The sequence below is a fragment of the Aminobacter sp. GW821-FHT11F06 genome, from assembly GCF_058808215.1.
On the sequence record NZ_JBXARL010000003.1, the window covers coordinates 451,076 to 469,716 of the forward strand.

The window sequence follows — 18,641 nt, forward strand, 5'->3', positions numbered from 1 at the left end:
CGGCGGTAAGGGCCTGGAGACTGCGCTCCGGGAATCCGCCTGACGTAACGACGGTTGAGTGATAACGCCGGGAGGCGGGCGTTATCCATCGCTGCTTTGGGATTATGACCTTAGTCGTATAAGGGCGCCCGGCGGCGGGTTTCCGCGCCGCCGGGCATTCTCAGGAGAGTGGGCTCAAGCGGCCCGTTCTTCCTTTTCGACGAGGTAGCCGCGATCGCGCAGCCACCTTGCGATGATGATTTCGACCATCGACGACACCGAACGGTGATCGTCCTTGGCCGCCTTGACGAGCGCTTCCTTGAGGTCGCGTTCGATACGGAATCCGAGTGGATGGGTCTTGGACATGGCAATTCCTGAAGTTCTGTCGGGACGCTTGGTCCCGTGGGAGGATGACCGGAGCAGCGACGAGCTTGCCGTTGTGGTCGCATGTCGACCGGTCAGGCGGCGCAGGTGGGGCGCTTTGCGCCGTCAGACCTGGGCTGGGGGTGCGCGGGGCGCACTCGTTCTGTCGCGCAGAAAGCTGAAGAGCGGATCAATTGAAGGCGATGAAATGTCGTTTTCGGCGACAGGCAGCGTATGGGCGACATGCGGCAAGGCGCCGTCGTCGGTGCCGTCACCGCTGACCTCCGCCAACATGACGCATGTGTCGCCGCAGGCAATGATCGCCAGCGGGCCATCGCTGCCGTGATAGGCGGGTGCGGAAACCTGCACCACAGCGTCGCGTTCGAACAGGTGAGCCTGGCTCGATGCAACCGAGGTGGCAAGCGCAGAAAAAACCGGCAACAGCAGAAAGAACAAGTGCGCGAGCAAACTTGTGCTCCTTCGCCCCTGCTGTCCCTGCCCAAGCTGATACAATTGCTGCCTCTGCATACCTCCGCCAAGGACGGCGGATATATTTGCATTAGATTAACAGAGTTCGGGCCGGAACGGCAATATGCAAATGTATAACAGCGTATGAGAATCAAAGATTCCTGTCGGCAACCGCGTATATGCCTAGGGCGATTCGCGTAGGCGGCAAAGAAAAACCCGGCCGGAGCCGGGTTTCCCTATCGTTTCAGGCAGCCGCGTTCAGGTCAGCGAGGCGGTGAAACGCTGGATGCGCGTGCATGCCTCTTCCAGAAGTGCTTCCGAGGTGGCGTAGGAGATGCGGAAATTCGGGCCAAGGCCAAAGGCCGAACCGAACACCACTGCCACGCCTTCGGCCTCGAGCAGTTCGCTGCAGAAGGTTTCGTCATTGTCGATGACGACGCCGGATTGCGTCTTCTTGCCGATCAGCCCGGCGCAGGACGGGTAGACATAAAAAGCGCCTTCCGGCGACGGGCAGGTGATGCCGCGCGCCTGGTTGAGCATCGACACGACTAGATCGCGACGGTTCTGGAAGATCGCCTTGTTCTTGGCGATGAAATCCTGCGGGCCGTTGAGCGCTTCGACCGACGCCCACTGGGCGATAGTGCAGGCGCCTGAGGTCTGCTGCCCCTGGATCATGTCCATCGCCTTGATCAGCTGGATCGGACCAGCGGCATATCCAATGCGCCAGCCGGTCATGGCATAGGCCTTCGACACGCCGTTCATCGTCAGCGTGCGGTCGTAGAGCTTGGGCTCGACCTCGGCGATGGTCTTGAAGACGAAGTCGCCATAGGTCAGGTGCTCATACATGTCGTCGGTCAGCACCCAGACATGGGGGTGGCGGAGCAGCACATCGGCGAGCGCGCGCAGCTCGGCCTCGCTATAGGCAGCACCTGAGGGGTTCGACGGCGAGTTCATCAGCAGCCACTTCGTCTTTGGCGTGATCCTGCGCTCAAGTTCCGGGGCGGTCAGCTTGAAGCCGTTGTCGATGCTGGTCTCGGCAAACACCGAAGTGCCGCCGCAGATCGCCACCATTTCGGGATAGCTGACCCAGTAGGGGCGGGGAATGACGACTTCGTCGCCGGGGTTCAGCGTCGCCATGAAGGCGTTGAACAGGATCTGCTTGCCGCCGGTGCCGACGATTGTCTGCTCCGGCTTGTAGTCGAGATTGTTCTCGCGCTTGAACTTCCTGGCGATGGCTTCGCGCAAGGGCACGATGCCGGAAACCGGCGGATACTTGGTCTCGCCACGGCGGATCGCTTCGATCGCCGCATTCTTGATATTGTCGGGCGTGTCGAAGTCGGGCTCGCCGGCGCCAAGGCCGATGATGTCTCGGCCGGCATTTTTCAGCTCGCGCGCTTTCTGCGTGACCGCGATGGTCGCGGAAGGCTTAACGCGGGAAAGGGCATCGGCAAGAAAGGCCATGACTTCAGGTCTCCGGTTCGCAAAAATACGCGGTCGCGCGACCGCGGGCGTCTCGTGCATGACCCCAAAATCGGAATCGATTTTCGGAAAGGACCATGCACGAATTCACGTTGTTACAGCGTCCTTTGCACGTCCATAAGACGCGCGCGGCGCTGTAATGTCGCATGACGCAGGGAATCGCAAGCGGATTGACGCCTTTGCGCGGCCGATCTGCTGGGCCAGCGGCGTGCGGAAGCTGTGCATAAACAGGCGACTGCGTGCCGTTCAATCAAGTTTGAGACATTCCGTTAACCGGTGATCAAATCTTCGATGAGATTTTGGCGGAGCAATTTCGCCAGCATTCCGGAATAGGACGGACCGTGTCGAAGAGCATCGGGCTCGCCCATATCATCCGGCACGACGACGGATCTGTGTCCGGCGTATGGGGCGTTCATGCCCTGCGCAGCGCGTTTCAGCCGATTTTCACCTTTCAGTCGGGCAGGTTGCTGGTCAGTGCCTTCGAGGGCTTGATCAGGCCGTTTCGCGGCGCGGACGCTGTGCCGCCGGGTATTTTCTTCGGCATGGTGGACAGTGCCGAGCGGCTGCAGGTCGAGACGCTGACGCGGACGCTGCATTTGCTTAATGCCGCGACCTTCCTGCCCAAGGAAGCATCGATCTTCATCAATTTCGACCCATCAGTGTTCCTCGACCGTGCGATTTCGGAGCACGCGTTGCGCGACATGCGCAAGGTGCTGAACGAAACCGGCATCGATCCGCGCCGCATCGTCTGCGAGATCACCGAGAAGAAGCCCGCTTCGGAAGAGGCGCTGTTCGATTTCGTCAGGGTGCTCAAGTCGAACGGTTTGCGCATAGCGGTCGACGATTTCGGCTCGGACGAATCCGACATCAAGCGGATCAGGGACATCAAGCCCGACATCGTCAAGTTCGACGCGCACTGGATCAGCCGGCTGATGGAATCGGGCGCCGGCTTCGCGCTACTCAAGGAAATGGTGACGAAGTTCGAGGACAAGGGCATCCGCACGGTCTTCGAGGGCTTGGAGGAGAGCTGGCAGCTGCAGCTTGCCGAGCGTTCCGGCGCTTCCATGGTGCAGGGCTACGTCCTGGCGTTGCCGGAAATCGTGCCGGCCAACTTTTTCCTTTTCGAACCGGCGGCCACTGAAGCCGCCGGACAGCACATGGCAGGTCCGGCGGTGATCGGACATGCCGAAACGGTGCCAGGTCGCGCGCCGAGATCAAGCCGAAGCTTCGGCAAGAGGACATTGCATGACTGACGAGTTTTTCGGGTTTGGTGCGTTGCCCCAGGATTTGGCCGCAAAGATCGTTGCCGATGAGGTAGGGTTGGAGTTCGGCGTGCATGGCGATTTCCGCTTGCGCTGCGCTATCCAGCCGATCTTCAGGCATGAGGACGGCCGGTTGACGCCGGTTGCGGTGGACGGGCAGGTCGTGCCGTATCGCAAGGGGCAGCCCATGGCGATGGCGGAGTTCATGGCGGAGGTGGCAGCCGAAGACCGCGCGATCGTCGGGCGTGTCTGCGAAGTGCTGCCGCTGGCCAACGTCCACAATATCGGCCTTGAGGGTGTCGCTTTGCTGTTCAAGCATGACATCAACGGTGGTGCGTCCTCGCTGGAGGATCTGCGCTTCATGGCCCGACGTCTTGCCGACGAAGGTTTTGAGGCATCGCAGCTGATCTGCGAGATCGACGGCGACGAAAACCTTGCCTGCGCGCTGCGTGCGCTCGGCATGCGCGTGGCTCTCGGTCATCACGGGGCAAGGCAGCCCGACGGCGAGGCGGTGAAGCGCGTCATGCCCGAAATCGTTCGGCTCGACCGTGCCTCGTTCGAGCGGTTTTGTGCGGATGCTGCGACCGGGCGCCTGCTGCGCCCCGTTGTTTCGGTGCTCAAGGCCCAAGGGGCGGACGTGCTTGTCGAAGGCATCGGCAGCGAAAACCATCTCGAAATCGCGCTCAGCGCGGGTGTCGACCTGTTTCAGGGCGACCTGCTCGAACCGGCGATGCTTGTCGGCAGCGTCTTTGCCGAGGGGCCGCGCGAGACGTCGCAATATCGTCGCGGCGAATGTGTTGTGGTTCCGCTGTTCGGATAGGGAAAGATCAGGTGCCGCTGACCAGGCTGTCCTGACGTCTGCCATTGCCTCATAAGAAAAAGGCCTGAGATCGTTTCGATCTCAGGCCTTTTTCGTTTGTTGTCCGATCACTTGCTCAGTCGCATGGGAGCGACCATCTGTGCGTGTTCGGAAAAAGAAAAAGGCGGGGTGTAACCCCGCCTTCCGCTGTCAGCAGCTGATCCTGGTTCCTTCGGCCCGAGGCTCACGGCAATCTGCCGCATCGTCCTTCAGTCCTTGGTTCCGGCGCGCTTGTCGCGCGGCCGCCAGTACATCCGTGACTTGCAACGCAATCGGAGCTTTCGCTCCCGCGCGCCTTAAATCAGACTGCCTTCAAAGCTCCGGCAGACGAGCGGCCCGTACGACGGTCCTGCTCGATGTCGAAGCTAACCTTCTGGCCATCGGCCAGCGAGCCCATGCCCGAACGCTCGACAGCGGAGATGTGGACGAACACGTCCGCACCACCTGCGTCGGGCTGAATGAAGCCGAAGCCCTTGGTTGCGTTAAACCACTTAACGGTGCCAGTTGCCATTGCGATAATCCTTGTCGTTTGCAGTTGGTCTCGACCAAGCAAAAATGCCCGATCTGTTGTATCGAAATTTTGGAGATAGACGTCTGCAAACGCGAGAGTGTCGCGGGGCACGGATCTGTCGGCCGAAATATCAACGACGCGGATATAAGGGTAGTCGGCGTCGAATGCAAGCCCGCAGAAATAATGGACACCTGAAGCTGGCGCCAGTTCACGTGCAATTATAGCACGCGACGCGTATTATTGCGCATGGCATTGGGGATTGCCTGGTGTTTTGGGAGGTTTCCATGAAAACCATTCTACTTGCCATGTGCCTGACGCTGATCGCGGCACAAGCACAGGCGGTCTCGCGCTACAATACGACCAACATGAGTTGCGCCCGGGTCCAACAAGCCATTCGCAACGATGGGGCGGCCATCATCCGCTGGGTGTCGCCGATGTCGGGCGTCCAGCGCTACGATCGCTTCGTGCGCGACGATTCGTTTTGCCCGATCAATCAGGAGGCAAAGATCACGTCATTGCCCGCAGCCGACACGCAATCTTGCCAGGTTCGCCACTGCAAGGCGATCGAGCGCTTCTTCGACAGGTGATGCCTTGGAATTTTTTGTGGCTTCGATCCGTTTGTCAGGACAGGGCTGCACGATGTCGGGCCAAATTGTCGCGCAACCATGGCGGGCGAAAAGCGTTATATTGCGTGGCGTTGGCGCCGCTGCCGGAAGCCTTGGGAGGTCATGATGAAAACCATTCTTCTAGCCGTTTGCCTGACAATGCTTGCGGCCGAGGCACAGGCGGTCTCGCGATACACCTCAACCAGCATGAGCTGTGCCCGAACCCGCGACACGGTCGTCAATCAGGGTGCCGCCATCCTGCAGTGGCGCTCGCCGACCTCTGGCGTGCAGCGCTTCGACCGCTATGTCAGAGACGACAGCTTCTGCCCGACCGGCCAGTATGCCGAGCGGGCCTGGGTGCCTACGGCCGATACGCAATCCTGCCCGGTCTATAAATGCAAACAGATCGAGCGCGACTTCTTCCCACGCCGTCTGTTTATTCCGAATTGAAGCACCGGCCGAACTGAAGCACCGGCCGCGCTGAGGCGGCTTTAAAACCCGAACGATGCCTGGGCGACCGGAGGCGGGCCGACGCGCACGCCTTCGAGCACCAGCATCTTTTCCTTCATGTTCGAGCCGCCGGTGGCTGAAAAGCCGCCGATCTTGCCGCCTGCTGCCAGGATGCGGTGGCACGGAATCACAAGGGGTATCGGGTTGGCGCCGAGGGCCACGCCGGTTTCGCGGAACAGACCCTTGCGGCCGGCCTTTTCAGCCAGTCCGCCATAGGTCGTGGTTTCGCCATGGTGGAGATTTCTTGCGGCGGCATAGATATCCCTGCGGAAATCGTCGACACCCGTGAGATCGACCGGCACATCGGAGAAATCGACGTCAGCGCCTTCGGCATATCGTCTGATGTCCAGGATCAGCGCGGTGACCCATGCCGGCGGTGCGCCGGTGGCGGCATCGCTGGTGCCGGCGAGGCGCAGCAGGCGCCGCTCGGCCGCCGCATAGGTTTTTTCAGCCAGGCAAAGCCGCGTCAGCCCGGCGTCGCTCCAGGCGAGCGCCATGAAGCCGAGCGCGGTTTCGAAGACGGCGTGTCCGGGGAGGGGGAAGCTGATTGCGCTGTCCATGGCCATTCCTTTCCCAGGTGTTTCAGTACAAATCGGGAACATTTTTGCATGATCCACGACGGCGTGCCACCCGAAAACCGCATCCGCCTGTGGATTGCCCGGGCTCATGTGTTGTTGTAAGCAGGACGCACGGGACGAAATCATTAACAGAGTGTGCATTTGCCGGCGATAAAGACCCACCTGCTGATTTCAGCGGCACTGGCGACGGCTCTGCTGTCTGGCTGCCAGACCAACACGGCGGCGCTCAGCACCGACCTTTCGACCGGCACGGACGTGGCCTTGGCTTCCGAAGTCGACCTGTCGCTGCCCGATACGGTGGCTGTGGTGCCGACGTCATATGCCAGCACCGATATGCCGCTTGCAGGTACGCTTGCGACAGAAGCTGCGACCCAGGCTACCGAAACTTTGACCGCCGAAGCGCCAGCTGCCGCACCCGTTGTTGCAGCGGCAAAGGCTGAAGCAACACCTGTCCCTGTTGCCGAGGCAGCCAAGGCGTCCGAGGTGACCAAGACGCCCGTGGTAGCCAAGGCACCTGTGGTGGCTGCTGCCGCACAGGCCCCTGCAGCGGCCACTATCGCCAAGGTCCCGGTCGACCCGATGAGCGCGCCGATGGCAGGCGGCGAGATCATTATCGCTGCCAACGCGCCAAAACCGGTTGGCAAGTTTCCGCCCGCCCCGACCATCGCCGACTACGCGCTGCCGGCGACAGCGCCGGTTCCCGGGAGCTTCCAGGTCGCCTCGCTCGGCGATGTCGCGCCCGAAAGCTTCACGCCCTCGTCTTATGCCGTGCCCGACAGCCCGGCGCTTGCCTCGCGCGGCAAGATCGACGCGCTGATTGCGAAATATGCTGCCCTTTACGATGTGCCGGAGAGTTTTGTGCGGCGCGTGGTCAACCGCGAAAGCACCTTCAATCCGCTCGCTTATAACAGGGGCCATTGGGGCCTGATGCAGATCAAGCATGCCACCGCGCGCGGCATGGGCTATGACGGCCCGGCCAACGGGCTGCTCGACGCCGAAACCAACCTCAAATTCGCCGTCAAATATCTGCGTGGCGCCTGGATGGTGGCCGACGGCAATGAGGACCAGGCCGACAAGCTCTATCAGAGCGGCTATTATTACCACGCCAAGCGCAAGGGCCTGCTCGACGAGACCGGGCTTGGCCGCGACCGCGTGCGCCATCGCGGCTGATGCCTTTGGCTTCCGAACCCGGAGAAAATGACGTTCGCCTGCGCCGGGTGCTGCCCGGCGAGCTGAAGGCTGCGCTGTGGCCGGCCGGTTTTGCGATGCGGACGTTTTTGGCGTCCGACGCCTTGGCATTGCATACCTTGTTGGGGCTGGTCTTCGACGACGGCAAGGACGGGCCGTTCGAGCAATGGTGGCTGCGGATTTCAAGCGATGCCGAGTTCGACCCCGAACTTTGTTTCCTTGTCTTTGACGGCGAGGGCCGGCTGGCCGGTGCCGCCTTGTGCTGGACCCGCGCCTTTGTGAAGGACCTTGCCGTTCACCCCGATTTTCGCGGGCTAGGCATCGCCGAAGCGCTGATGTGGCACATCTTTGCCACCTTCGCCGCGCGCGGCGCGAGTCAAATCGACCTCAAGACCAATCTGATCGGCAACGCCGATGCTGTCCGGCTCTACAGCAAGCTCGGCATGGTCGAGGTGGACTGGGCCGGGTAGGTTTTTCACGCAGTAGAGATCGCGTGTTTATTCGGCGCCACACCCGCTTTTGCGCCTGGATGCTGTCTGCTGCGCTTGCCCTTTTGAGGCTCGCACCGGAAAACGCCGGCCTGTCCGTCGGGCCCTCGGAGCCACGGATACCGACACCGTGGCGGGAGGACACCGCCGCCCTCCCTGATACCCGATGCGCACCAGGTCCCGTAAGGGCGATGGGGGAATCATTCGGCAGGTTGGGAAGGCGTGGACAAACGGGGTGGGTCTATCCGCGCTGATTGCTGACAGATGGTGACAGCGTTGAGGCTTACGTGCCCTGCGAATTCCATTTCATGTAACATCCGGAAAGTACTGATGCGCACCAGAGGTGCCTCGAATTGCTGTTGCCTACGTTCTCAAGTGCAATATACAAACTGAATAATAGATTCGGAGGGGTATCTTGGCAGATTCGGTAGTTCTAGATGCGATGATTATGCGCGATGACTTTGCGGTGCAGGGTCCAAAATTGGAGACGTCAGAGTCAATTCGAACGCTTTCGATCGAGAATTTGACCTCGTCGGGTATGATTGTCCCACTCCTGCGCAAACCGGATTTCCAACGAGAAACTAATCACTGGACTCCAAAGCAAGTTCTTAGCTTTTTGGAGAGTTTCTTAGATAATGAACTCATCCCTTCTGTGATTTTGTGGAAGTCAGACAGCTTCGTTTTCGTCATCGACGGCGGCCATAGACTTAGCGCGCTGAGGGCGTGGATCGAGGATGATTATGGCGATGGTCTAATCTCAAGCAAGTATTTTTCCGGGCAGATAAACTCATCGCAGAAGAAGGTTGCCGTAGCCACAAGAAAACTAATTGAAGAAAAAATTGGAAAATACTCAGCTATAAAAGACGCGTTGATCAATCAAGATGCCCATACCGCAGACCGGGTACGGCGCGCGAGGAATATGGCGATGCGTTCATTGGATTTGCAGTGGGTTAGCGGTGATTCTGAGAAGGCGGAATCAAGCTTCTTCAAAATAAACACGCAAGGAACCCCTCTGGATAAATCCGAGGAGCTATTACTACGCAACCGTCACAGGTCTGTGGCTGTTGCAGCGAGATCGATTGTGCGTGCCGCAACAGGCCATAAGTACTGGTCAAAATTTTCTCCCGAAACGCGATCCCAGATCGAAGTCAATGCTAGGGTGCTCCACCATGCATTGTTCAACCCGGAGGTGGATCACCCAGTAAAGACCCTTGATCTTCCCCTTGGGGGGTCAAAGTCGCCAATCGGGGCTCTTGAATTGTTGATGAATCTGATTTCGGTAACTAATGGAACGCAGGGTTCGAATAGGAAGGAAATTTCTGAGTTTGAAGACGATCCGTCAGGTGAGAAGACAGTAGAGGTGTTGCGGGATTGTGCTAGGGTTGTTGAGCGCACTTCTGGTAACAATGGGTCGAGCCTTGGGTTGCACCCCGCTGTTTATTTTTATTCTGAAAGAGGTCGGCATATTCCAGATCTTTTGATTGGAATATTGCTTTTGTTTAGGCGAAAAATTCAGAATAACGACCCGAATTTCTTCAAGAAATTTATCGATGCTCGAAGCACGATGGAAAATTACCTCGTCGAGAATAAAGGTCTCATAACACAGGCCCTCCAGTTGGCACGAAGTGCCGTTCGTTATGAGAGAGTTGCTGCCTTGTACGAGTTTCTTATTGAAGAAATCAATGCGGGAAGAAAAATCGACGATGAAAAAATGATCATGGTTGTGGCCCCTGGAGCTGTCTCAAAGATACTTGCGGTGGCTCAGAATCCTGCAGGTGCATCTTTCTCAAACGAGGCCAAGTCGACGATTTTTATTCGCCAGTCACTTCAAGGCGCGATGCGGTGTAGTATTTGCCACGGTTACCTTGATCCTACAAAATCGGCTTCCTTCGATCACGTTGTGAGAAAGCAGGACGGCGGACTGGGATCAGCTGACAACGGCCAAATAGTCCATCCCTTCTGTAACACGGGTGTGAAGAATTGAGTGTGGGCCATTGGCCATTGAAGGCTGTTTGGCCCTCGATCATCCCGCACGTTGCCGATGGGCTGTTTGAGCTCCACCGCCCATACTCGCCCTTCGTCGCCGCCCCAGAGCAGCCACGCGATGTAGCCTCCTGACGGATTCTGCTCATTGCCGTAATTTTTGCCCGGCTTGTCGACCTCGTGGCGGGCGAAATAGCTGACCATGCGCTTGACGAGGGCGGCGGGCTTGATGGCGACCCCTTCTCCCCTTGTGGGAGAAGGTGGATTGGCGCGTAGCGCCGAGACGGATGAGGGGTGTTGGACGGAATTGGGCGTTCAGAAGTGCAACGCTGTATAGGTGCTTCGGTTTGCCATGCTGGGTAACTTCCAACACCCCTCATCCGCCCCTTCGGGGCACCTTCTCCCACAAGGGGAGAAGGGGTCGCGATGCTCAGCGCCAAGGTTGCAGGCTGGTATCCCTGGCATAAGCGATGATGGTGTCGCAGACGCCGGTCATGTCCCGGAGTAAGTCATCGTTCCAGAAGCGGAGGACGCGGAAGCCGAGCTGGTTGAGTTCGGCGGTGCGCTGGACGTCGCGAGCGGAGTCGGCGTGCTGGGCGCCGTCGATCTCGACGATCAGCATGGCATCGGAACAGAGGAAGTCGGCGACGAAGCGGCCGATCGGGACCTGCCGGCGAAACTTGATGCCGTCGAGCCGGCGACCGCGCAGTTCCTGCCATAGCCTGTCTTCGGCCTCCGTCGCTTGCCGGCGCATGGTCCGGGCGAAGGCGCGTTTGGCAGGAAGCACGGCTTGGTGCGGCATTGCGTGAGGCTCGCGGAGGTTTGGCGAGTCGGGAAAGGGCGCTATCGCTGCCTCACTTCGAGGCGTAGACCGCGCACTTGCCGGTTGTCTTCATCTTATATGTCTTGCCGACCGAATTGCAGCGCTCCAGCGCCTGCTTTTCGGCTGCCGCCTGGGACGGGGCGTTGAGGGAGTCGGCGCAGTAGAAGGCCTCGACACCGCCCAGATGCGTTTGTGCGTAGGCCGAGTGGCCGGAAGCCGCGACATAGCCCTTGTAGGCGTCCTGGCATGGGCCCTTTGTCCAGGCGAACTGCGTGGCATAGCGCTTGTTGCCTTCCTTGCCGGCCAGCGAGCCCTTGTCTTTCGCCATCGCCGCGCCTGGCGCGGCCGCAATGATCAGTCCCGCCAGCATCGTTGCAAATGCCAGCCGCAATGTGTTCTGCGTCATTTTTTGAGTACTCCCCACCTGATGGCAAAGAGTTATCTGCAATCTATGCGGGTGGGAAGGTGGGGCCGAAGAAAAACGTGCGGTTTCGTTAAGACGAGACTGTCTTATATTAGGATTTGCTTTTGCAGCTTGTTGCAGGTCACGCGGTTGGGCTGGCGTGCGCGTGGGGGCAAAAGGGCGCGTCCGCGCCCGGTTGCGATGACCCAACGGCGAGCGTAGGCGCTGCCCCTCATCTGCCTGCCGGCATCTTCTCCCCGTAAGAACGGGGAGAAGAAAGCTAAAGGCGGCCTTTAGCCCTTACTTGAAGTAGTCCTGCAGCGGACGCACTTCGAGCGAGCCGGCTTTGAGCGCGGCGATGGCTTCGGCGACGGCGGCAGCACCTGACAGGGTGGTGTAGTAGGGCACCTTCTGCATCAGGGTGGCGCGGCGGATCGACTTCGAGTCCGACACTGCCTTTTGGCCATCTGTCGTGTTGAAGACGATCTGGATCTGGCGGTTGCGGATGGCGTCTTCGATATGCGGACGGCCCTCGAGCACCTTGTTGATCTTTTCGGCCGGCACGCCGTTTTCAACGAGGAAACGGGCGGTACCCGAGGTCGCCAGCACCTTGAAGCCGAGCCCGGACAGGCGCTGGACGGCGCCCAGTATGCCGGCCTTGTCTTCGTCGCGGACCGAGACGAACAAGGTGCCCGAACGCGGCAGGTCGACGCCGGCACCGAGCTGGGCCTTGGCGAAGGCCAGCGCAAAGTCGCGGTCGAGGCCCATGACCTCGCCGGTGGACTTCATTTCCGGCCCAAGCAGCGTGTCGACACCGGTGAAGCGGGCAAACGGGAACACCGCTTCCTTGACCGCGATGTGGCCGGGATTGCGCGGGTCCGGCTTGGCGCCGTAATGGGCGAAGGCATCGTCGAGCGTTTCGCCGGCCATGATGCGCGCGGCGATCTTGGCGATCGGCCTGCCGACGGTCTTGGCAACGAAGGGCACCGTGCGGCTGGCGCGCGGGTTGACTTCGAGCACGTAGATGGTGCCGTCCTTGATGGCGTATTGCACGTTCATCAGGCCGCCGACATTGAGCGCGCGCGCCATGGCCGAGGTCTGGCGTTCGAGTTCGTCGACGATTTCGGAAGACAGCGAATGCACCGGCAGCGAGCAGGCGCTGTCGCCCGAGTGGATGCCGGCTTCCTCGATGTGCTCCATGATGCCGGAGACGAAGGTGTTGGTGCCGTCGCACAGGCAGTCGACGTCGACCTCGATGGCGCCCGAGAGATAGGTGTCGAACAAAAGCGGGTTCTTGCCGAGCAAGGTGTTGATCTGGCCGGTCTTGTCGTTGGGGTATTTCTGCTTGATGTCTTCGGGCACGAGGCCCGGCACGGTGTCGAGCAGATAGGTCTGCAGCATGCCTTCGGAATGGATGATCTGCATGGCGCGGCCTCCGAGTACATAGGACGGGCGCACGACCAGCGGGAAGCCGAGTTCGCCGGCAACGGTGCGGGCCTGCTCGACCGAATAGGCGATGCCGTTCTTGGGCTGGGTCAGGTCGAGCTTCTTGAGCAGCTTCTGGAAGCGGTCGCGGTCTTCGGCCAAGTCGATCATGTCGGGCGAGGTGCCGAGGATCGGGATGCCGGCCTTTTCGAGCGCCTCGGCGAGCTTGAGCGGGGTCTGGCCGCCGAACTGGACGATGACGCCGTGCAGCGTGCCGGCTGCCTGCTCGACGCGCAGGATTTCAAGCACGTCTTCAGCCGTCAGCGACTCGAAATAGAGCCTGTCGGAGGTGTCGTAGTCGGTCGACACGGTCTCGGGGTTGCAGTTGACCATGATCGATTCGTAGCCGGCCTCGCGCAGCGCATAGGCGGCATGGACGCAGCAATAGTCGAATTCGATACCCTGGCCGATGCGGTTGGGACCGCCGCCGAGGATCACGACCTTCTTCCGGTTGGAGACCTTGGCTTCGTCGGCCATGGCGCCGGCAAACGGCACCTCATAGGTCGAATACATATAGGCTGTGGGCGAGGCGAACTCGGCAGCGCAGGTGTCGATGCGCTTGTAGACCGGGTGCACGCCAAGCTTTTGGCGCTGCTTTTGAACGGCTTCCGGCTCGGACTTCGTGAGCGACGCGAGGCGGGCGTCCGAAAAACCCATCGACTTCAGCATGCGCAGGTTTTCGGCGTCCTGCGGCAGTCCGTGCTCGCGGACACGCGCTTCCATCGAAATGATGCCGGCGATCTGTTCGAGGAACCACGGGTCGATCTTGCACATGGCGTGCACGTCTTCGAGCGAGGTGCCCATGCGGATCGCCTGCGCCACCATGCGCAGACGGTCGGGCGTCGGTGTGCCGAGGGCGGCGTGCACGGCGTTGCGGTCGTCGCCATTGTCGCCGTTCTCGCCAAGGCCGGGGATTTCGATCTCGTCGAGGCCGGTGAGACCGGTTTCAAGGCCACGCAGCGCCTTTTGCAGCGATTCCTGGAAGGTGCGGCCGATCGCCATGACTTCGCCGACCGACTTCATGGCGGTGGTCAGCGTCGTCGACGCGCCGGGGAATTTTTCGAAGGCAAAGCGCGGGATCTTGGTGACGACGTAGTCGATCGACGGCTCGAACGAGGCGGGGGTGGCACCGCCGGTGATGTCGTTTTCGAGCTCGTCGAGCGTGTAGCCGACAGCGAGCTTGGCGGCGATCTTGGCGATCGGGAAGCCGGTGGCCTTGGATGCAAGGGCCGACGAGCGCGACACGCGCGGGTTCATCTCGATGACGACCAGGCGCCCGTCCGCCGGGTTGACGGCGAACTGGACGTTGGAACCGCCTGTCTCGACGCCGATCTCGCGCAGCACCGCGATCGAGGCGTTGCGCATGATCTGGTATTCTTTGTCGGTGAGCGTCAGTGCCGGGGCAACGGTGATCGAGTCGCCGGTGTGCACGCCCATCGGATCGATGTTTTCGATCGAGCAGATGATGATGCAGTTGTCGGCCTTGTCGCGGACGACCTCCATCTCGTATTCCTTCCAGCCGAGCACCGACTCCTCGATGAGGACTTCGGTGGTGGGGGAGGCATCGAGGCCGGAGCCGATGATCTCGAAGAATTCGGTGCGGTTGTAGGCGATGCCGCCGCCCGTGCCGCCCATGGTGAAGGACGGGCGGATGATGGCGGGCAGGCCGACATGGTCGAGCGCCTGGGCGGCGATTGCCATGGCGTGATTGATGTAGCGCTGCTTGCGGTCGCCTTCGCCGAGATTCCACTGGGTTTCAAGCGCATCGAGAGCCGCATCGAGATTGGCGGGGCCTTCCGCCTTGAGGGCGGCGCGTTCGGCCTCGTGCTTCTTGCGGTCGGCGTCCTTGACGTCGGAGGCATTCGCCAGCATCGACTTCGGCGTCTCAAGGCCGATCTTGGCCATGGCCTCGCGGAACAGCGAGCGGTCCTCGGCCTTGTCGATGGCGTGCGCGTCGGCACCGATCATCTCGACATTGTAGCGTTCGAGCACGCCCATGCGGCGCAACGAAAGGGCGGTGTTGAGCGCTGTCTGGCCGCCCATGGTCGGCAAAAGCGCGTCGGGGCGCTCCTTGGCGATGATTTTTGCTACCACCTCAGGGGTGATCGGCTCGATATAGGTGGCGTCGGCCAGCTCGGGGTCGGTCATGATGGTGGCCGGGTTGGAGTTGACCAGGATGACCCGGTAACCCTCTTCCCTCAGCGCCTTGCAGGCCTGGGTGCCGGAGTAGTCGAACTCGCAGGCCTGGCCGATGACAATGGGACCGGCACCAATGATCAGGATGGACTTGATGTCGGTGCGTCTTGGCATGGCGTGCGTCCGTAAAAAGGCCTGCGCGAAGAACCGGGACGGGGCAATGCCCGGGCCGGTGCGCAAGTGAGATTCGAGTATCAGGCTAGGCGGGCCTTATAGGGGAAGGATTGGGCGTGGGGAACCCCGAAAAACGCTTTTCCAGCGCTGGGATGCGGGTTGGCCGTGTGAAGGACAAACGAAAGGGCAGCCGTGGGTTACCACGGCTGCCCTCGTATCAAAGTCGGCTTACGCGACTTGCGAGGTACGCGCGCCGAATTCCCTGAAACGCTCGATCGCATAGTCCGCGTCGATCAGCATTTCGGCGAAGTAGAGGCCGGGCGCTGTCGGGGCCTTGCCGTCGAGGCCGATCAGGCGTTCGACCGCAAGCGCCACTGCGAGTGCCGTGACCGGCGCCTGGCCCTCGGGATGGACAAACTCATAGCGGCTGCGGCCAGCGGTGCCGTCCTTCCTCTTGCCCGAGATGGCGATGGTGATCTCGGTGGAGAAATGCTCGCCGCGATGGCGGCTTGCGGTTTCGCCGAGCGCGAAATCAAACCGCACCGTCTTGGCGCCTGTCGTGACCGGCAGGCTGAAGACGTCGAAGGGCGAATAGGTCATGCCGGGAACCTGCCTGCCGTCGACGCTTGTCACCGTGCGGCCTTGCTCGCCGGTGGCGGTCCAGTGCCATTTGCCATCGTCGATGACCAATGTGTTCGGCACCATGGTGAGGCGGTTGAAATCGGCCTCGGCGGCGGGGCCGCCCATGTCCTGCTCGTCGAGCAGGGCCGCGATCTCGATCGACTCCACCGTCTCGAATTGCTTGGCGAAATGCACGATGGCAAGGCTTGCGGCGCCGCCGAGCCAGCTGCTGCCCATCAGGAACGGCGCGGTCGCCTTGTGGGCATAAATTGCGATCTCCGGCCCGATCTCATGAATGCCGGTCGAGAGGCTGAGATAAGGCACCGCGTTGGTCTGGGCGTAGTGCAAGGCGTTGAGCGTGTTGTCATAAACGAACATGGCAATCGCGCTGAAGCCTTCGTTCGCAGGCACGCCGAGGTCCTTGCGGTCGAGGTCGATGATGACGGCTTCGGCGTTGCCGATCTCCTTGGCGACGGCATTTGCCTTGTCGAGATTGCGTCCGCCGATGGCGATGGGCAGTGCTGGGTGCAGCTTGCGTAGCGTGCGGGCGGCAAGCGCCCCTACGAAACCGGAACCGCCGATGATGAGGACGGGCTTTTGCGTTGTCATTTGGGCATAACTCCTCTGTGGCCGCGCAAGGGCGGCGCATGATGTTTGGATTGGAAGGGGTGTTGGAGGCGGCGAGTGTCGGAGGCGCCTGGGATCAGGCGAGCTTGACCAGCATCTTGCCGATGATGCGTTGGAAGAAGACGTTGCCGGGCAAACCTGCGGGGCGGCTTTTCAGATGGATTTCACGGGCTGCAATGGTCATAAATCGCTCCTATATGCATTGGTGGTTAATACGAGTAAGTTACTTTATATAAGTTACTGTTGGTAATATGTGTTGGCAAGAGCCGCATTCAAGTGAGCTCGTAAAAAAATTGGAGCCATGAATCCCATGAGTGCAGCCGCGACGAAAAAACTGCCGAAGGCCGAACGGCGTGTGCAATTGCTGGAAACTGCACAGGAGATCGTGCGCGAGGAAGGCACGGACGCGCTGACTCTTGGACGTGTTGCCGAACGCGCCGGTGTCAGCAAGCCGATCGCCTATGAGCATTTCGGCACCAGGGCGGGGCTGCTGATGGCGCTGTTTTCCGCCTACAACGATCTGCAGCTGGAGGCGCAGCGCCAGGCGCTGGCCACTGCCGGCAAGACGCTGGGCGACGTCGCCTCGATCTTGAGCGAAGCCTATGTGAATTGCGCCGGTTCGGTCGGCCCCGAGGTCGGGGCGGTTTACGCGGCACTTTCGGGCACCGAAGAGATGGAAGGTTTCAGGCAGTCACTGCGCGACGGTTATCTCGCTGAATACCGCGAGGCGTTTTCGCGATTTGTTGACCTGCCCGAGCCGCTGAGCGGCGCGATCCTGTCAGGCCTTTTGGGGGCTGCCGAGGCGGTGTCGCAGGATGCCGCCGCCGGGCGGATTTCGCATGACGACGCGGTTGCGGCACTGGCGCAGATATTCACCGCGACGCTCGACCGGTTTCGGCGCTGATGGCGTAGGCGCGCGCTCGGTTTGGATGATCCAAACTCAGTCCGGCATGAAGCCGGTGCGCAATGCATGTGCCCATTCCGGGCGGCCGCTCTCTTCGGCGCGGCGGGCGGCGGCCTCGTGGTCGTAAGCGACCGCGAGCGCATCGACGCCCAAGACATCGCCCACACCATCGAGTTCGACGATGCCGTAGCGTGCCATCGGCGAGCCTTGTTCCGACACGTGGGCAGGTGAATTGTCGTCACGGTAGGCTGGATCGCCGACGCTGCCCGGATTGAACAGGATGCGCCCGTCGGAAAGCCGTATGATATCGGGGCGGTGGCTGTGGCCCGAAAGCACAAGCCGGTATTTGGCGTCTGTCTGCCTGAGACGGTTTTCGATGACCGGCAAGGCTGCGCGGACGATCTGGTCTTCGCTGATGACCTCGGAGAGGTAGCGTTCGTCGTGGTTCGGCCTTGCATGGAAGGCGAAGACGGTGGGCGCGATCTCCAGCGTCAATGGCAGAGCCTCCAGCCAGTCGCGCTGTGCGGGCGTGAGGCGGTCGTAGGCGAAACGGTCGGACGGACCCATTTCGTCTAGCGGATCGGTGGCGACGCGGCGGTCGTGATTGCCACGCACTGTCGGCCAGCCGAGCGCTTGCAGCCGCTCAGCGGTTTCGCCAGGCCATAGCGGGCCGGAGACAAGATCGCCCAGATTGACGACCAGATCGGCGCCGCCGCGCCGGGCGAGGTCGGCGAGCACAGCCTTGAGAGCCAGGATGTTGCCGTGGATATCGGCGATGACGGCGATGCGCATCTGAGTTTTCCCTCCGGCGAAATGGGTGCCAGGGCCCGTCTAGTCTTCTTGCTTCAGGCGTTCGGGCGCCGGCATATGCTGCGCTGTGGCGATGATCGAGTCGAGCAGGCCGGGAAACCGGCTGTCGAGATCGGCGCGGCGCAGCGAGATCAGCCGGTTCGTTCCCGACAATTCGGTGTGGGTGATGCCGGCCTCGCGCAGCTTGGCGAGATGGTAGCTGAGATTGGTCTTGGAGCCGAACCCGAGGAACTGCCCGCAGTTCATGGGCGTGCCGTCGTTGCGGGCGAGATAGCCGACGATGGCAAGCCGCGTCTGGTCGCCAAGCGCGGCAAGCACGTTGGGCAGGCTGATCTGGTCGACGTTCGGGTGCAGTACGGACATGGCTCGAAGCTAGCGGCGTGGC

The 18,641-nt window shown here is 61.0% G+C and carries 19 protein-coding genes; 8 read left to right on the plus strand and 11 right to left on the minus strand.

Translation table 11 applies throughout. The annotated features are described in order from the left end of the window. Positions 1 to 174: 174 nt before the first annotated feature. The 3 genes from AC1RTB_RS10105 to AC1RTB_RS10115 form a co-directional block, all read right to left on the minus strand. A complete protein-coding gene (locus tag AC1RTB_RS10105) occupies positions 175 to 345 on the minus strand; it encodes a type II toxin-antitoxin system antitoxin (RefSeq protein ID WP_018428911.1) in 171 nt (56 codons plus the stop codon). Positions 346 to 468: 123 nt separating this feature from the next. Beyond that, on the minus strand, positions 469 to 855 hold the full coding sequence (locus AC1RTB_RS10110) for a hypothetical protein (RefSeq protein ID WP_492877442.1): 387 nt from the start codon (positions 853 to 855) through the stop codon (positions 469 to 471). Between the two features lie 213 nt (positions 856 to 1,068). Then, positions 1,069 to 2,271, minus strand: a complete 1,203-nt coding sequence (locus AC1RTB_RS10115) for a pyridoxal phosphate-dependent aminotransferase (protein ID WP_492877440.1) — start codon at positions 2,269 to 2,271, stop codon at positions 1,069 to 1,071. Positions 2,272 to 2,630: 359 nt separating this feature from the next. Here AC1RTB_RS10115 and AC1RTB_RS10120 point away from each other — a divergent pair, with 359 nt between their 5' ends. Both AC1RTB_RS10120 and AC1RTB_RS10125 read left to right on the plus strand, forming a co-directional pair. After that, the gene (locus AC1RTB_RS10120; RefSeq protein ID WP_492877438.1) at positions 2,631 to 3,542 is read left to right on the plus strand and encodes an EAL domain-containing protein; all 912 of its coding nucleotides are present in this window, start codon (positions 2,631 to 2,633) and stop codon (positions 3,540 to 3,542) included. After that, positions 3,535 to 4,371 (plus strand): EAL domain-containing protein, encoded by an 837-nt coding sequence (locus tag AC1RTB_RS10125; RefSeq protein ID WP_492877436.1) that lies wholly within the window; start codon positions 3,535 to 3,537, stop codon positions 4,369 to 4,371. The genes AC1RTB_RS10120 and AC1RTB_RS10125 overlap by 8 nt, the downstream gene beginning before the upstream one ends. 340 nt (positions 4,372 to 4,711) lie before the next feature. Here AC1RTB_RS10125 and AC1RTB_RS10130 read toward each other — a convergent pair whose 3' ends face one another. Next, a complete protein-coding gene (locus AC1RTB_RS10130) occupies positions 4,712 to 4,921 on the minus strand; it encodes a cold-shock protein (protein WP_476783394.1) in 210 nt (69 codons plus the stop codon). Positions 4,922 to 5,205: 284 nt separating this feature from the next. Between AC1RTB_RS10130 and AC1RTB_RS10135 the strand changes: the two genes are divergently transcribed. Beyond that, positions 5,206 to 5,508, plus strand: a complete 303-nt coding sequence (locus tag AC1RTB_RS10135) for a hypothetical protein (protein ID WP_492877434.1) — start codon at positions 5,206 to 5,208, stop codon at positions 5,506 to 5,508. Positions 5,509 to 5,652: 144 nt separating this feature from the next. Beyond that, entirely contained in the window at positions 5,653 to 5,976 is a 324-nt protein-coding gene (locus tag AC1RTB_RS10140; protein ID WP_492877432.1) for a hypothetical protein, read from the plus strand. A gap of 41 nt (positions 5,977 to 6,017) precedes the next feature. Here the strand turns inward: AC1RTB_RS10140 and AC1RTB_RS10145 are convergent, their stop codons facing one another. Next, complete coding sequence (locus AC1RTB_RS10145) at positions 6,018 to 6,596, minus strand: methylated-DNA--[protein]-cysteine S-methyltransferase (RefSeq protein WP_492877430.1); 579 nt, start codon at positions 6,594 to 6,596, stop codon at positions 6,018 to 6,020. 159 nt (positions 6,597 to 6,755) lie between these two features. Between AC1RTB_RS10145 and AC1RTB_RS10150 the strand changes: the two genes are divergently transcribed. The 3 genes from AC1RTB_RS10150 to AC1RTB_RS10160 all read left to right on the plus strand — a co-directional run bounded on the left by AC1RTB_RS10150 (position 6,756) and on the right by AC1RTB_RS10160 (position 10,274). Continuing rightward, positions 6,756 to 7,784 carry a transglycosylase SLT domain-containing protein gene (locus AC1RTB_RS10150; RefSeq protein ID WP_492877428.1) on the plus strand — a complete coding sequence of 343 codons (1,029 nt, stop codon included), beginning with the start codon at positions 6,756 to 6,758 and terminating at the stop codon, positions 7,782 to 7,784. Next, entirely contained in the window at positions 7,784 to 8,272 is a 489-nt protein-coding gene (locus AC1RTB_RS10155) for a GNAT family N-acetyltransferase (protein WP_492877426.1), read from the plus strand. Before AC1RTB_RS10150 ends, AC1RTB_RS10155 begins: the two co-directional genes overlap by 1 nt. A gap of 433 nt (positions 8,273 to 8,705) precedes the next feature. Further along, positions 8,706 to 10,274 carry an HNH endonuclease family protein gene (locus tag AC1RTB_RS10160; protein ID WP_492877424.1) on the plus strand — a complete coding sequence of 523 codons (1,569 nt, stop codon included), beginning with the start codon at positions 8,706 to 8,708 and terminating at the stop codon, positions 10,272 to 10,274. Positions 10,275 to 10,703: 429 nt separating this feature from the next. Here the strand turns inward: AC1RTB_RS10160 and AC1RTB_RS10165 are convergent, their stop codons facing one another. The 4 genes from AC1RTB_RS10165 to AC1RTB_RS10180 form a co-directional block, all read right to left on the minus strand. Beyond that, positions 10,704 to 11,075 carry an endonuclease domain-containing protein gene (locus AC1RTB_RS10165; RefSeq protein ID WP_492877422.1) on the minus strand — a complete coding sequence of 124 codons (372 nt, stop codon included), beginning with the start codon at positions 11,073 to 11,075 and terminating at the stop codon, positions 10,704 to 10,706. Between the two features lie 52 nt (positions 11,076 to 11,127). After that, the gene (locus tag AC1RTB_RS10170) at positions 11,128 to 11,502 is read right to left on the minus strand and encodes a hypothetical protein (protein ID WP_492877420.1); all 375 of its coding nucleotides are present in this window, start codon (positions 11,500 to 11,502) and stop codon (positions 11,128 to 11,130) included. Positions 11,503 to 11,799: 297 nt separating this feature from the next. Further along, positions 11,800 to 15,294, minus strand: a complete 3,495-nt coding sequence (gene carB / locus AC1RTB_RS10175; RefSeq protein ID WP_492877418.1) for a carbamoyl-phosphate synthase large subunit — start codon at positions 15,292 to 15,294, stop codon at positions 11,800 to 11,802. A gap of 228 nt (positions 15,295 to 15,522) precedes the next feature. Next, positions 15,523 to 16,524: a saccharopine dehydrogenase family protein gene (locus AC1RTB_RS10180; protein WP_492877416.1), complete on the minus strand. Its 1,002-nt coding sequence runs from the start codon at positions 16,522 to 16,524 to the stop codon at positions 15,523 to 15,525. Between the two features lie 328 nt (positions 16,525 to 16,852). Here AC1RTB_RS10180 and AC1RTB_RS10185 point away from each other — a divergent pair, with 328 nt between their 5' ends. Beyond that, positions 16,853 to 17,446 carry a TetR/AcrR family transcriptional regulator gene (locus AC1RTB_RS10185; protein ID WP_492877414.1) on the plus strand — a complete coding sequence of 198 codons (594 nt, stop codon included), beginning with the start codon at positions 16,853 to 16,855 and terminating at the stop codon, positions 17,444 to 17,446. Positions 17,447 to 17,482: 36 nt separating this feature from the next. Here AC1RTB_RS10185 and AC1RTB_RS10190 read toward each other — a convergent pair whose 3' ends face one another. Together AC1RTB_RS10190 and AC1RTB_RS10195 are read right to left on the minus strand one after the other, a co-directional pair. Beyond that, entirely contained in the window at positions 17,483 to 18,238 is a 756-nt protein-coding gene (locus tag AC1RTB_RS10190; protein ID WP_492877412.1) for a metallophosphoesterase family protein, read from the minus strand. 39 nt (positions 18,239 to 18,277) lie between these two features. Then, on the minus strand, positions 18,278 to 18,619 hold the full coding sequence (locus AC1RTB_RS10195) for an ArsR/SmtB family transcription factor (RefSeq protein ID WP_492877410.1): 342 nt from the start codon (positions 18,617 to 18,619) through the stop codon (positions 18,278 to 18,280). Positions 18,620 to 18,641: the final 22 nt, after the last annotated feature.

Coding starts and splice junctions, on each gene's coding strand:
- AC1RTB_RS10105 (WP_018428911.1), bottom strand. CDS start 345: ATGTCCAAGACCCATCCACTCGGATTCCGTATCGAACGCGACCTCAAG.
- AC1RTB_RS10115 (WP_492877440.1), bottom strand. CDS start 2,271: ATGGCCTTTCTTGCCGATGCCCTTTCCCGCGTTAAGCCTTCCGCGACC.
- AC1RTB_RS10125 (WP_492877436.1), top strand. CDS start 3,535: ATGACTGACGAGTTTTTCGGGTTTGGTGCGTTGCCCCAGGATTTGGCC.
- AC1RTB_RS10130 (WP_476783394.1), bottom strand. CDS start 4,921: ATGGCAACTGGCACCGTTAAGTGGTTTAACGCAACCAAGGGCTTCGGC.
- AC1RTB_RS10135 (WP_492877434.1), top strand. CDS start 5,206: ATGAAAACCATTCTACTTGCCATGTGCCTGACGCTGATCGCGGCACAA.
- AC1RTB_RS10140 (WP_492877432.1), top strand. CDS start 5,653: ATGAAAACCATTCTTCTAGCCGTTTGCCTGACAATGCTTGCGGCCGAG.
- AC1RTB_RS10145 (WP_492877430.1), bottom strand. CDS start 6,596: ATGGACAGCGCAATCAGCTTCCCCCTCCCCGGACACGCCGTCTTCGAA.
- AC1RTB_RS10155 (WP_492877426.1), top strand. CDS start 7,784: ATGCCTTTGGCTTCCGAACCCGGAGAAAATGACGTTCGCCTGCGCCGG.
- AC1RTB_RS10165 (WP_492877422.1), bottom strand. CDS start 11,075: ATGCCGCACCAAGCCGTGCTTCCTGCCAAACGCGCCTTCGCCCGGACC.
- AC1RTB_RS10170 (WP_492877420.1), bottom strand. CDS start 11,502: ATGACGCAGAACACATTGCGGCTGGCATTTGCAACGATGCTGGCGGGA.
- carB (WP_492877418.1), bottom strand. CDS start 15,294: ATGCCAAGACGCACCGACATCAAGTCCATCCTGATCATTGGTGCCGGT.
- AC1RTB_RS10180 (WP_492877416.1), bottom strand. CDS start 16,524: ATGACAACGCAAAAGCCCGTCCTCATCATCGGCGGTTCCGGTTTCGTA.
- AC1RTB_RS10185 (WP_492877414.1), top strand. CDS start 16,853: ATGAGTGCAGCCGCGACGAAAAAACTGCCGAAGGCCGAACGGCGTGTG.
- AC1RTB_RS10190 (WP_492877412.1), bottom strand. CDS start 18,238: ATGCGCATCGCCGTCATCGCCGATATCCACGGCAACATCCTGGCTCTC.
- AC1RTB_RS10195 (WP_492877410.1), bottom strand. CDS start 18,619: ATGTCCGTACTGCACCCGAACGTCGACCAGATCAGCCTGCCCAACGTG.